The organism is Dokdonella sp. (genome assembly GCF_019634815.1).
In the GTDB taxonomy this organism is placed as follows: domain Bacteria; phylum Pseudomonadota; class Gammaproteobacteria; order Xanthomonadales; family Rhodanobacteraceae; genus Dokdonella_A.
This window is the reverse complement of sequence record NZ_JAHCAP010000007.1, coordinates 11,305-23,358: the sequence shown is the minus strand read 5'-3', so window position 1 is coordinate 23,358 and position 12,054 is coordinate 11,305. Positions and strand designations below refer to the sequence as shown.

Annotated in this window: 11 protein-coding genes; 7 read left to right on the top strand and 4 right to left on the bottom strand. The window is 66.3% G+C overall.

The annotated features are described in order from the left end of the window. Window positions 1-17: 17 nt before the first annotated feature. The 4 genes from KF759_RS05305 to modA form a co-directional block, all read right to left on the bottom strand. The gene (locus KF759_RS05305; RefSeq protein ID WP_291223370.1) at window positions 18-458 is read right to left on the bottom strand and encodes a hypothetical protein; all 441 of its coding nucleotides are present in this window, start codon (window positions 456-458) and stop codon (window positions 18-20) included. Window positions 459-522: 64 nt separating this feature from the next. Further along, window positions 523-1,212: an ATP-binding cassette domain-containing protein gene (locus KF759_RS05300; protein WP_291223369.1), complete on the bottom strand. Its 690-nt coding sequence runs from the start codon at window positions 1,210-1,212 to the stop codon at window positions 523-525. After that, a complete protein-coding gene (gene modB / locus KF759_RS05295) occupies window positions 1,205-1,900 on the bottom strand; it encodes a molybdate ABC transporter permease subunit (protein ID WP_291223368.1) in 696 nt (231 codons plus the stop codon). Before modB ends, KF759_RS05300 begins: the two co-directional genes overlap by 8 nt. Then, window positions 1,897-2,712 carry a molybdate ABC transporter substrate-binding protein gene (gene modA / locus KF759_RS05290; protein ID WP_291223367.1) on the bottom strand — a complete coding sequence of 272 codons (816 nt, stop codon included), beginning with the start codon at window positions 2,710-2,712 and terminating at the stop codon, window positions 1,897-1,899. The genes modB and modA overlap by 4 nt, the downstream gene beginning before the upstream one ends. Before the next feature lie 371 nt (window positions 2,713-3,083). On the opposite strand from modA, the gene KF759_RS05285 reads away from it, so the two are divergent. The 7 genes from KF759_RS05285 (at window position 3,084) to KF759_RS05255 (ending at window position 11,992) form a co-directional block, all read left to right on the top strand. After that, entirely contained in the window at window positions 3,084-3,497 is a 414-nt protein-coding gene (locus tag KF759_RS05285; RefSeq protein WP_291223366.1) for a MarR family winged helix-turn-helix transcriptional regulator, read from the top strand. A gap of 180 nt (window positions 3,498-3,677) precedes the next feature. Continuing rightward, the gene (locus KF759_RS05280) at window positions 3,678-5,096 is read left to right on the top strand and encodes an efflux transporter outer membrane subunit (protein ID WP_291223365.1); all 1,419 of its coding nucleotides are present in this window, start codon (window positions 3,678-3,680) and stop codon (window positions 5,094-5,096) included. Then, window positions 5,096-6,226 carry an ABC transporter permease gene (locus tag KF759_RS05275; protein WP_291223364.1) on the top strand — a complete coding sequence of 377 codons (1,131 nt, stop codon included), beginning with the start codon at window positions 5,096-5,098 and terminating at the stop codon, window positions 6,224-6,226. The genes KF759_RS05280 and KF759_RS05275 overlap by 1 nt, the downstream gene beginning before the upstream one ends. A gap of 3 nt (window positions 6,227-6,229) precedes the next feature. Beyond that, window positions 6,230-6,943, top strand: a complete 714-nt coding sequence (locus KF759_RS05270; protein WP_291223363.1) for an ABC transporter ATP-binding protein — start codon at window positions 6,230-6,232, stop codon at window positions 6,941-6,943. Beyond that, window positions 6,943-7,845, top strand: coding sequence for an HlyD family efflux transporter periplasmic adaptor subunit (locus KF759_RS05265; RefSeq protein ID WP_291223362.1), 903 nt, complete (start codon window positions 6,943-6,945; stop codon window positions 7,843-7,845). The genes KF759_RS05270 and KF759_RS05265 overlap by 1 nt, the downstream gene beginning before the upstream one ends. 113 nt (window positions 7,846-7,958) lie before the next feature. Continuing rightward, complete coding sequence (locus KF759_RS05260) at window positions 7,959-8,585, top strand: DUF1294 domain-containing protein (RefSeq protein WP_291223361.1); 627 nt, start codon at window positions 7,959-7,961, stop codon at window positions 8,583-8,585. A gap of 86 nt (window positions 8,586-8,671) precedes the next feature. Then, complete coding sequence (locus KF759_RS05255) at window positions 8,672-11,992, top strand: S41 family peptidase (RefSeq protein ID WP_291223360.1); 3,321 nt, start codon at window positions 8,672-8,674, stop codon at window positions 11,990-11,992. Window positions 11,993-12,054 lie beyond the last annotated feature (62 nt).

Sequence of the window (12,054 nt, the reverse complement as noted above, 5' to 3'; positions counted from 1 at the left end):
GTACGTGGGTGCTGCACTCAGCGCCAGGTGTCGGGCAAGCCGGGCGCGGGCGTGAGATGGCTGTTGGTGGTGAAACTGAATTCGTTGTTTGGGTCGGTTGTGGAGATGGTGCCCTTGAGCGTGTAGTCGAGATTGCCGATCAGCGTGGTGCCGGCTTGTGGCGTTACACGGGTCTCGACCACGTCGCTGTTGCTGCCGACGATGTCGATGTCAGGTGCAAACTTGAGCGTTGCGGCGTCGCGACCGCCGATCGAGAGTCGGGCATCGACGGCGGAGAAATGCATCGCAAAGGTGCTGTAGTTCTGGATGCGCAAGGTGACGCGCCATTGGCCATCGGCCTGCACCACGATCTGCTGGATGCTCGCAGTCGAGGGATGGACCTTGCGGGTCGGGCCACTGCTGCAGGCAGCCAGCAGCGCGACCAGCGCGAACACGGGCACGGTGGCAATCGACTTCATCTCGGCCTCAAACGATCGTTTGGCAGAGGTCTAGCCTAACCAAACCCGCGGGGCGGGTGAAGCATCAGGACATCGACTGTGCGACGGTGCTGGCGCGGCTCGCGAATTCAGCAGCCGGCAGTTGCGCGAGTACGCGGCCTTCGCGGATCTGCACGACCTCGTCGGCGAGCGCGGCAACTTCGTCGGCATGATGCGATACCAGCACGGTGAAAACCTGCAGTTCGCGCTTGAGCGTGCGCAGATGATCGAGGACCTGCGCGCGGGCCTCGGCGTGCAGCCCGCTCAAGGGTTCGTCGAGCAGCAAGGCGCGCGGATCGGCGAGCAGGGCGCGGCCGATCGCGACACGCTGGCGCTCGCCACCGGAAAGACTCGGCGGTCGGCGCTCGAGCAGGGGATCGAGCGCGAGCAGGCCGACGATCGAGTCGAACTCGCGCGGCCGGATGCCTTGCTCGCGTGCGCCGTACAACAGGTTCTTGCGCACGCTCATGTGCGGAAACAGGCGGCCATCCTGGAACACGTAGCCAAGTCGCCGCTGCGCGACCGGCAGGTCGATGCCGGCGCTGGTGTCGAGCAAGACACGGTCATCGAGCACGATGCGACCCGACTGCGGCGCGAGCAGCCCGGCGATCGCGTTGAGTACGCTGGTCTTGCCCGCGCCCGAATGACCAAACAGTGCGAGCGTGCGGGCCTGGCTGCGCAGGTCCAGGTCGAGTTCGAGCTCACCCAGGCGGTGACGCAGGTTCAGTTCAAGCATGGTCGCGCCTGCGCCACGGCATGCCACCGGCGATGAAGGTCGCGGCCGCGCTGGCGAGCAGGGCCACAACCAGCGCGACGATCGCCAGTCGCTGCACGCCGGGCATGCCGCCGGGCGAATTGAGCAGCTCGTAGATCGCGATCGGCAGGGTGCGGGTTTGCCCGGGAATGTTGGAGACGAAACTGATGGTTGCGCCGAATTCGCCGAAGGCACGTGCGAAGGCGAGCACGCAACCCACGGCAATGCCGCGCAGTGACAGCGGCAAGGTGATCGTGGCAAAGCGCCGCCAGGCACCCGCACCCAGCGTTTGCGCGGCGGTTTCCAAGCGCCGATCGACGCCATCGAAGGCCGCGCGCACCGACAGCACCAGCAGCGGAAAGCCCATGACCGCGGCAGCAATCACCGCGCCGGTCCAGCGGAAGGCGACGACGATGCCGAACTGCGCGAGCAGTTCGCCGAGCGGGCCGTGACGACCGAACAGCGCGAGCAGGGCATAGCCGGTTACCACCGGCGGCAGGATCAACGGCAGGAACAGCAGGGATTCGAGCAGGATGCGGCCGGGAAACCGATGGCGCGAAAGCAGCCAGGCCAGACCCAGCGCAAAAGGCAGTGAACCGGCCACGGCAATCAGGCCCACGCGCAGACTGAGCAGCAACGCCTGCCACTCATCGGCGGTCAATGCGGTCACGGCTGCGATGTGGATCGAAGTTGCGCCGGTGGCGCATCGAAGCCCTTGGCGCGAAACAGCGCCTGTTGCGCGGGTGTGCGCAGGGCCGCGAGCAAGGCGCGTGCGGTGGGTGAATCATGGCCGGCAATGATTGCGGCCGGGTAGACGATCGGCGGATGGCTGTCGGCAGCAAAACCCGCAACCATCCGCACCGCGGGCTCGGAGACTGCATCGGAACGGTAGACGATGCCCAGTGGTGCCTCGCCGCGCACGACGAAGTTGAGTGCCGCGCGCACGTTGTCGGCAGCGACCAAACGCTGCGAAACGCCGCTCCAGGCGCCGAGTTCGAGCAGCGCCGCCTTGGCGTACTTGCCGGCCGGCACGCTGCCCGGCTCGGCCAGTGCGAGGCGGCCATCGCGGCCCAGCGCGGCGGCCAGATCCACGCCCGGATGCAAGGCCACCTGCACCGAGCTGTCCCTTGGCGCGATCAGCACCAGCGCATTGCCGAGCAAGTCGATGCGCGTCTGCCCTACGATCCGTTTGCGCTTCGCCAGCCAGTCCATCCATTCCTCGTCGGCGCTGATGAACAGCGCCGCCGGCGCCCCCGCATCGATTTGCCGTGCGAGTTGGGAACTGGCGGCATAGCTGACTTCGATCTTGCCGAGGGCGCGCACGTCGGGCGTGGCCAGGATCCCATCCAGCGCTGGCTTGAGGCTGGCTGCCGCGAACACCAGCAGTCCGTCCGCACGCGCGCCCAAAGGCAGCAGCAGGGCAAACAGCCAGCTCAGGCGCAGGCAGGCGGTGCAAAGAGTGCGGAATTGTTTGCCAAGCATGGGAAGCGGCAGGGCGCGATATGAGCCGAGCACCATAGCGCAGTGGATGCGAGCAGCAAAGCGCCGGGTTTGGCGGCTGCGCGGTTGGCCTGGCGCGCCTTGTGGCCGGGGTCTCCATTCGGGGTGGATGGGTGTCGGGCTCGGCCGCCGGCCGGGGCGAGGCGCCGTCGCGAAGCACGCTCCGGGTCGTCGGACCGTCCGGGCTGTTCATGCTTCGATCCCTGCGCGTCTCACCACGAAGGCTTGGGAATCGAGGTGCCGACTCCGGACGCACAGCGATACGGCATCGCGCACGGAATGTTTGCGTGATACTTGAGCTAACAAGCAGTAGTGTGTATGCTTGCCGACTCAACCACTACGCAAACAAATTCATGTCCTCACCGGATCATCCCCTCATCGGACTCATGCGCGCCGCAGGCCACGTGGAGGGTCAACTTGGCAGAGCGCTGGTCGCGCACGGCCTCGGGCTCACCGAGTATTTGGTTCTCTTGCATCTTCGGCATTCTCCGAGCGGGAATCTGCGACGAATCGATCTTGCCGGGAAAGTCGGCTTGACTGCGTCCGGGGTCACCCGCGTGCTCAACCCGATGGAGAAGATCGGTTTGGTGTCCAAGGAGGTGTCGGCCCGGGATGCAAGGGCAAGCCTTGTCGCATTGACCGCGGCAGGGAAGCGGACTTTTGAAGAAGCCAGCAACTCGTTTGCGGCCGCGTCTGAAAACATCCTTGGCAGATTCGATGACAAGGATCGGACGGCGCTGAAGACAGTCATTTCGAGACTGACCTGAAGCCTGGACATGGCCACGATGGCCTCTGGCAAATGGCAGCCAGCCACGGTCGATCCGGAGCTGTGGACACGCAGGCTTGTCAGGCGCGGAAGGATCGTTGCGAGGCCGGGTGCGGATTCCACCCCGATGCCCGGTCTGGCTACACTGCCACCCTCCGGCGATTCAGAAGCCTGCATCCTCTTGTTCACTTTGACTCCCATCCTCGGGCGCTTGGCGCGGTCGTGCCGCCGCGGCAGCTGGAAGCCGCTGACGGTCGCGGTGCTGGCCGTCGCGCTCGCGGCCTGCGCGGCGCTGCCCTTGCCCGACTTGCCTGACCAGGTGCCGGCCCGCTGGCGGCAGGGCGATGCGCCGACTGCGGTCGAGCTGCGCTCGTGGTGGAAGGCATTCGGAGATCCCACGCTCGATGCGCTGGTCGAACGCGCTCTGGCCCACAACCTCAGCGTGGCCGAGGCAGTGGCGCGGGTCGAAGCTTCGCGGCGTCTGGCCGCGGCAAGCGGGCTCACGCATCTGCCGCAGGTCGGCTTTCATACCTATTCCGAACCCACGCCGGACAGCAGCGCGAGCTATTTCCAGTTTGGCTTCGACGCGAAATGGGAACTGGGTTGGTTCGGGCGCAGCGAAAGCGAGGCGCGGATTGCCCGCGGCAGTCACGAAGCCGCACTGGCGCAGGCGCAAGCGGCGCGCGTCAGCGTGGTCGCCGAGGTGGTCAAGACGTATCTCGAACTGCGCGCCGCGCAGCAACGCGAGGTGGTGCTGGCGCCGCTCGCGCAGTCAGCGCAGCGACGCAGCGAGCTGATGGCGACACGTGTGCGGCTGCGCCTTGCCGCAGCCGGTGAACTGGCCCGCGCACAGGCGCAGCAGGCAGCGGCGCAGGCTGCCGTGCTTGAGCAACGGTCGGCGCTGGTGCGCGCAGGTCGTCAGTTGACCGCCTTGCTTGGCGAAGTCGAGCCCGAGGCCTGGCTTGCCGCGACACAGGATTTGCCGCAGCTGGGTGAAGCTGGCATCAGCAGCGCGCCCGCCGATCTCGTGCGCACCCGCCCGGAAATCCGTCGCGCTGAAGCCGAGGTGATCAGGATGGCCGGCGAACTCGGCCTGGCGCGGGCCGACCGCTTCCCGCGGCTGGGATTGGGCGGCGCGCTCACCTACGCATCAAAGGTGATCGGCCACACCCGATTGTCCGACGCCGCCGGTATCGTCACCTTCGGGCCGGCGATAGAAATCCCCCTGTTCGATTGGGGACAGCGTGAAAACATCACCGAGGCGCGCCATGCGGAACTGGCTGCCAGCCTGCTTGCCTACCGACGTGCGGTGGTCGAGGGTGTGGCCGAGGCCGAGACAGCCTTGGCCACGTTGGAGCAACAACGCCAGCGTGAGCTGGCGCTGCGGCAGGCGGTGGCGCCGCTCGAGCGGGAAGCAAAAGCCGCGGCCACGCGCGAGCGCCTGGGTCTGGGCGATGCGTTCGGACGTCTGGATGCCGAGTCGGCGTTCGCTCAGGCTCGGCTTGATCTGCTGGCTGCGCAGCAGGATCGCGGCATCGCTTTCGTTGCGTTGTACAAGGCGCTCGGCGGCGCGCCCCTGCCACACGGGGACGCGCCCTGATGGTGCCGCTCGCGCGCAGAACCCTGATCCACGAATGGCGGCGATTCCTGCCGTCGGGCTTTGCGGTCGCCTTCTCGGGATTGTTGCTTCTGGTGCAGGCGGCGCTGGTGCTCGGTATTTTCGGCAGCGCCGCGGTCTACGTGCGCAAGTCAGGCGGCGATCTGTGGCTCGGTTTTCCGGGGACGCAGAGCATCGAGCTGGGCCGACCGATTTCGGCACAGGCGCAACTGGCAGCGCTGATGGATCCAGCGGTCGCGCGGGTCGAGCCGTTCAACTGGCTCGACGGTGACTGGCGTGGGCCGGCCGACAAGGGCGGCGTGTCGGTATTCATCTCGGGCATCGACACCCGGCCGGATGCCTTGATGTTCGCCGACGCCCTGACGCCCGACTTGCGCGCACGCCTGAATGAACCCGATGGCGTGATCGTCGATCGCGCAGACTTGGCCAAGCTCGGCTTGGCGATCGGCGGTCAAGCGATCCTCAATGGTCATCGCGTGCGCATCGTCGGAGTCGGCAACGGCCTGCGCGCATTGGGCGGCGTCAACATTCTGACTTCGCTGGACACCGCGCGGCGATTGGATAATGGCGAACATGCGGAGCAGGTCGCCTATTACGTCGTCAAGCTCAAGGATCCAGCGCAAGCTGACGCGGTGCAGGCGCGCCTGGATGCCCAAGGCACGGCCGGTCGCTTCCAGGCCTGGACGCGCGATGATTTCGCGCGTCGCGCGGTGCTCTACTGGATGTTCGAAACGGGCGCCGGATTGGGTGTGATGTTCCTTGCCTTCGTCGTGGTGCTGGTCGGCGCGGTCATCACCAGCCAGACCCTGATGGGCGCGGTGGCCGGTTCGATCCGCGAATACGCGACCCTGCATGCGCTGGGCGTGGGTGTGCGGGCACTGCGGCGCGTGGTGCTCGAGCAGGCTGCCTGGGTTGGCGCCTTCGGCATCCTCGTAGGCGGGCTGGGAACCCTGATCGTGGTCGCGCTCGCGCAACGCCGCGACGTGCCTGCGCAACTGTCGCCGATGATCGTGCTGGTTTGCGCCGTGCTGGTGATGGTGATCGCCCTGCTGTCGGGCCTGGCCGCGCTGCGCACCTTGCGCAAGGCCGATCCGGCCCTGTTGTTGCGGTGAGTCATGGCTGCCTCTCTCGTCGCCGAGTCGATCAGCAAGTCCTTCGTCACCGGTTCGGTGCGCGCCGATGTGCTGCGCGATCTTTCGATCGAAATCGAAGCAGCGGAATTGAGCCTGGTTTCGGGCCCGTCGGGCTGCGGCAAGAGCACCCTGCTGGCAATCCTCTCGGGTCTGCTGCGTCCCGATGACGGGCGCGTATTCGCCCTCGGCGAGGATCTCGCGCGCCTGCGTCCCGAAGCACTCGAGCGCTTTCGCCTGCAACATACCGGCTTCGTGTTCCAGGGCTTCAATCTGTTTCCCGCGTTGAGCGCGCTCGAACAGGTGATGCTGCCACTTGATTACCTGGGCTATGACGCGGCACAGACGCGCAGGCGTGCACAATCCGCGCTTGAAGAAGTCGGACTTGGCAACCGCATGCGCCTGCGTCCGGCTGAACTGTCAGGCGGCGAGAAGCAGCGTGTGGCAATCGCGCGTGCGCTGGCCAAGGAACCGCAACTGCTGTTTGCCGACGAACCCACCAGTGCGCTCGATGCTGCCAACGGCCAGATCGTGATCGACACCTTGCACCGCATCGCGCGCACACATGGCGCAACGGTGCTGTGCGTGAGCCACGATCCGCGCTTGATCAGCCATGCCGATCGCGTGTTGGCAATGGAGGATGGCAAGATACTCTCCGACCGCCGAGTGCGGCCGTTTGCTGCCGAGGATGTTCCCTGATGAGCCTGTTGCGCGCCCACTTGCTGTTGCCTGCCGTGCTTGCGGCCGCGCTGTGTGCCTGTACATCGGGCGAATCGGCAACGCCGCCCGGCTCGGCACCGGCATCGGCATGGCTGGCGATGGCGCGTGGCCAGGTCGATGTCGAAGGCGGCATCATCGCGGTGACCGCGCCGCGCGATGGTCGCATCGCCAGCGTGCGCGTCGAAGATGGCGATCTGGTCAAGACCGGCGAGGTGCTGGCCACGCTCGATGCAGTACAAGCGCACAGCGAGCTGGCGATCGCGCGCGCGGAACTGGCGCAGGCGCAGGCCCAGCTTGGCGTACTCAAGGCACGGCTCGGCCCCGCGCAGCAATTCGCGGAGCGCACCGGCGAGGCGGCCAAATCCGGGGCCAGCAGTGGTCAAAGCGCCGACGAGGCTGCGACCGCGCTCGCCGTGCTCAAGTCGGAACTGCTCGCCGGCGAAGCCACGGTCGAGGTTGCGCGTGAGCACGTGAGCCAGGCACAGGCCGAAGTCGACGCGCGCAGCCTGCGCGCGGTCGCCGATGGCCGCATCGTGCAGCGTCGCGTGCATGTGGGTGATGTGGTCACTGCCAGCAGTGGCCTCGCCTTGTTCGAGCTGCTGCCCGATCGTCCGCGCATCGTGCGCGCCGAACTCAACGAAGCCTATGTCGATCTCATCAAGCCCGGCATGCAGGCCGAAGTCATACGCGATTCGGATACCGGCAAGCCGGTGATGGCCCAGGTGCTGCGGGTGGGCGAGGTGTTCGGCCCCAGTCGCCTCACCGATGATCCGATCGAGCGCGCCGGCGTGCATGCGGTCGACTGCGTGCTGCGCCTGGAAGGCGGTGATTTCCGCATCGGCCAGCGCGTGCTGGTGCGGTTCCCGCGCGCTGCGAAGTAGACGCTGGCGAGCGGGGCGTGCAAGGTCGTGGCGGCGCCGTTGCAGCGGTTCAGTGCGAAGCGCGTGCGCCGCGTTGGCGTTTGCCCAGCTGATTCCTGATTGCAGGAGGCCGGATGCGTCACGCTGGGAAAATCTCCGATTGGAATGACGAGAAAGGATTTGGCTTTGTGGTCGCGCAGGGCGGTCGAATGCGCATCTTCGTGCATATCAAGGCGTTTCAGCCTGGATCGCGGCGACCTGCGGATGGCGAGGTGATTACCTTCGAACTCGCCAGGGATGAGCGTGGCCGTCCCCGGGCGGAGATGGCTCGATTCGCAGGGCAGGCAGCCCGCGCGAGCGGGTCGCCTCGGCGTTTGCCGCGAATCCTGATTGCCTGCCTGTTTCTGGCGGGCGTGACGGTTGCGGCCTTGCTTGGCGATCTGCCCTGGATCGTGCCGGCAGCTTATGCGCTGATGAGCGTGTTCGCATACGTTCTTTACAGCATCGACAAGTCGGCAGCCCGCAAGGATCAATGGCGTACGCCGGAAGCAAGGCTGCACCTTTTCGACGTGCTCGGCGGGTGGCCGGGTGCCTTGATTGCGCAACAACGACATCACCACAAGACGGCGAAGACTTCGTTCCAGATCGTTTTCTGGTTCAGCGTCGCGGCCAATCTGGTGCTGGTTGCTTGGCTGGTGCGCAATGGCGTTGCGGCCGCGCTGGCACGGCAGATCCTCGAGCGCATGCAGTTTCCCGGGTGACGAGCGTGTGCACCCGTGACCACCGGCCCTTGCGTGCTCGGGTGGCCCTGCCATGCTCGGGCGTTCGCAAGTCATGGGGAAATCCGATGAAGCGCGTGTCTTTGCTCACCCTGGCCGGTTGCGCCTGCATTGCCGGAACGGCGCTGGCCGCGCCGGGCTACTACCGTGAACCGGCCTTGCATGGCGACACGGTCGTGTTCGTTTCCGAAGGTGATCTGTGGCGCGTGTCGGCCAAGGGCGGCGCGGCGCAGCGTCTGACCACGCATCCGGCCGCCGAGACGCAGCCGGTGATTTCGGCTGACGGCCGCAAGCTCGCCTTCGTTGCCAGCTACGACGGTGCGCCCGATGTTTACGAGATGCCGATCAGCGGCGGCGAGCCGCAACGTCTGACCTTCGAAGCCAGTCGCGCCTGGCTGTCGGGTTTCGGGCCGCACGGCGAAGTCATCTACGCCAGCGACTATGTGATCGGGCCGGGCATGAGTCGCGCCTTGCGCAGCGTCGATCCGGCCAGCGGGCAGAGTCGCGACATTCCGCTCGCCGATGCGCGCGAGCTCGCTTATGCCGAGGATGGCAAGAGCGCGTGGTTCACGCGTTTCGGTCTCGCGGTGTCGGGCGACAACGCGGTCGGTTATCGCGGCGGCGGCATGGCCCAGCTCTGGCACTGGGCCACCGACGACAAGAGCGAGGCAGTGCGCATCGCTGCCGACATGGATGCCAACATCAGCCAACCGATGCCGTGGCAGGGGCGGCTGTACGTGGTCAGCGATGTGGGCGGGCGTGCCAACCTGTGGAGCATGGACGACAAGGGCGGTGATCGTCGTCAGCTCACCCGGTACAAGGATTTCGACGTGCGTGGCGCGCGACTCGATGGCGGTCGCATCGTCTACCAGCTCGGTGCCGACCTGCATCTGTATGACATCGCCAGCAGCACCGATCGTCAGCTCGAAATCACGCTCGATTCGGATTTCCTGCAGCGCCGCGAGCGCTTCATCGGCGAGCCGGCCAAGTGGATCGATCAGGTGGCCACCGATGGCGATGGCACGCGCGTCGTGCTCGGCGCACGCGGTCAGGCCGTGGTCACCGGCACCAAGGGCCTGCGTCGCGCAAGCCTCGCCGTGCCCGAACATGCGCGACTGCGCGAAGCGGTGTTGTCGAAAGATGGCAAGTGGGTATTCTCGATCACCGAGTTGGATGGCCGCAGTGAAATCCGCCGTTTTCCAGCCGATGGTTCGGCCACGAGCAAACTGCTGCTCGCCGACGACGGCAGCTATCGACTGCATCTGTGGCCCTCGCCCGATGGACGCTGGCTCGCGCATTCCGACAAGCGTGCGCGGTTGTCGATCCTCGATCTCGACAAGGGCGACAATCGTGTCATTGACGAATCCCCGTTCGGCGAGGACGAGGCCTATGGCGATGTGGCCTGGTCGGCCGATGGCCACTATCTGGCGTGGTCACGGCCGGCTTCGGCGCGGCAGCTGCCGCAGATTTTCCTGGCTTCGGCCACCGGTGGCGCTGCGCAGCCGCTCAGCAGCGACCGCTATGAATCGGTCGAACCGGCGTTTTCGCCTGACGGTCAATGGTTGTACTTCCTCAGCAATCGCAACTTCGTGCCGACTCCCGGCGCACCCTGGGGCGATCGCAACCTGGGGCCGATGTTCGACAAGCGCACACGGATCTTCGCGCTCGCGCTGCAGCCGGGCCTGCGCTCGCCATTTCAGCCTGTCGACGAACTTGCGCCTGTCGAAGCGAAGGCCGGCAAGTCCGAAGGCGGCAAGAACGACAAGGGCAAGGACGGTGCGGGCAGGAAAGGCGGCGAGAAGAAGGTCGTGCTGCCCGCGGTCGAGTTTGCCGGCCTCTCGCAGCGGTTGATCGATACCGGCATCGAGCCTGGAAATTACAGCGATCTCGCTGTCACCGGCGAACGGCTCTACGTGCTCGATCGTGCCGCCGGAAGTTTCGGCAAGGGTGAATTGCGCACGGCCGCGATTGAGGCCGGCAACGGCAAGCTCACGAAGTTTCTTGGCGACGTGCGCGGCTTCGTATCGAGCGGCAACGGCAAACGTCTGCTGGTGGTGAAATCAGGCGCCAAGGGCGAGCTCGGCGAGATCCTTCTGCTCGATGCCGCAGCGAAGGCGCCCGACGACATGGCTGACGCGCGCATTGCCTACTCGGATTGGAAAATCGCGATCGATCCCGCCGCCGAATGGCGGCAAATGTTTGATGATGCCTGGCGCATGCATCAGGCCTATTCCTTCGCGCCGGACATGCGCGGCGTCGACTGGAAGGCAGTGCGCACGCGCTTGTTGCCGCTGGTCGCGCGCGTCAATGATCGCCTCGAACTCGATGACCTGCTCGGCCAGATGAGCTCGGCGTTGGGCATCCTGCATTCACAGGTGCGCGGCGGCGACTATCGGGGCGATCCGGCAGCGCCAGCCGCGGCCTTCCTTGGCGCCAAGCTGCAGGCCGTCGATGGCGGCATGCGCGTCGATCACATCTGGCGCACCGACGCCGAGTTGCCGAACGAGCGCGCGCCCCTGGCCCAGCCGGGCACCGACGTGCGTGAAGGCGACGTGATCAGCGCAGTCAATGGCCGCGCCGTCGCCACCGTGGGCGAGCTGGCGCGCGCGTTGGCGGCGCAGGCGGGGCAGCAGGTGCTGCTCGACGTCAAACGCGGCAGTGCGGGTTTGCAAGCGATCGTGCGCCCGGTGAGCGCCGAGCGAGACGCGATGCTGCGCTATGGGGACTGGGTGCGCGGCAATCTAGCCAAGGTGGAAAAAGCCGGAAAAGGCCGCATCGGCTACCTGCACCTGTACGCGATGGGCCCCAACGACATCGCCAACTTCGCCCGCGAGTTCTACGCGCAATACGATCGGGACGGTCTCATCATCGACGTGCGCCGCAATCGCGGCGGTAACATCGACAGCTGGGTGATCGAGAAGCTGTTGCGCCGCGCCTGGGAGTTCTGGCAACCGCCGCATGGTGCACCGACCACCAACATGCAGCAGGCTTTCCGCGGACATCTGGTCGTGCTTGCCGACGAGTTCACCTATTCCGACGGCGAAACCTTCACCGCGGGCGTGCGCGCGCTCAAGCTCGGCCCGGTGATCGGCATGCGTACGGCGGGTGCGGGCATCTGGCTCTCTGATGGCAATCGTCTGGTCGACAAGGGCTTGGCGCGCGTCGCCAACACGGCCCAGTTCGATCTGCAGGGACGCTGGTTGATCGAGGGCCGTGGTGTTGCGCCCGACATTGCAGTCGAGAACCTGCCGTGGGCCACCGCGCACGGTCACGACGCGCAACTCGAAGCCGCGCTTGCCAATCTTGCCGAACGACTGGCCAGAAACCCGGTGCCGCCACTGCGCGCGCAGCCGATTCCGCCCGTGGGGATGCCCGCGGCGGTACCCTGAGACCAAGCGGCGATCCGGGTTGCGCAGTGCACGCGCCCCGGATCCGCGGTACGGGTGAAAGC

Excerpts from the sequence above, each read along its gene's own strand:
- KF759_RS05275 (WP_291223364.1), top strand. The coding sequence starts at position 5,096 with ATGGTGCCGCTCGCGCGCAGAACCCTGATCCACGAATGGCGGCGATTC.
- KF759_RS05265 (WP_291223362.1), top strand. The coding sequence starts at position 6,943 with ATGAGCCTGTTGCGCGCCCACTTGCTGTTGCCTGCCGTGCTTGCGGCC.
- KF759_RS05260 (WP_291223361.1), top strand. The coding sequence starts at position 7,959 with ATGCGTCACGCTGGGAAAATCTCCGATTGGAATGACGAGAAAGGATTT.
- KF759_RS05300 (WP_291223369.1), bottom strand. The coding sequence starts at position 1,212 with ATGCTTGAACTGAACCTGCGTCACCGCCTGGGTGAGCTCGAACTCGAC.
- KF759_RS05255 (WP_291223360.1), top strand. The coding sequence starts at position 8,672 with ATGAAGCGCGTGTCTTTGCTCACCCTGGCCGGTTGCGCCTGCATTGCC.
- KF759_RS05270 (WP_291223363.1), top strand. The coding sequence starts at position 6,230 with ATGGCTGCCTCTCTCGTCGCCGAGTCGATCAGCAAGTCCTTCGTCACC.
- KF759_RS05305 (WP_291223370.1), bottom strand. The coding sequence starts at position 458 with ATGAAGTCGATTGCCACCGTGCCCGTGTTCGCGCTGGTCGCGCTGCTG.
- modA (WP_291223367.1), bottom strand. The coding sequence starts at position 2,712 with ATGCTTGGCAAACAATTCCGCACTCTTTGCACCGCCTGCCTGCGCCTG.
- KF759_RS05285 (WP_291223366.1), top strand. The coding sequence starts at position 3,084 with ATGTCCTCACCGGATCATCCCCTCATCGGACTCATGCGCGCCGCAGGC.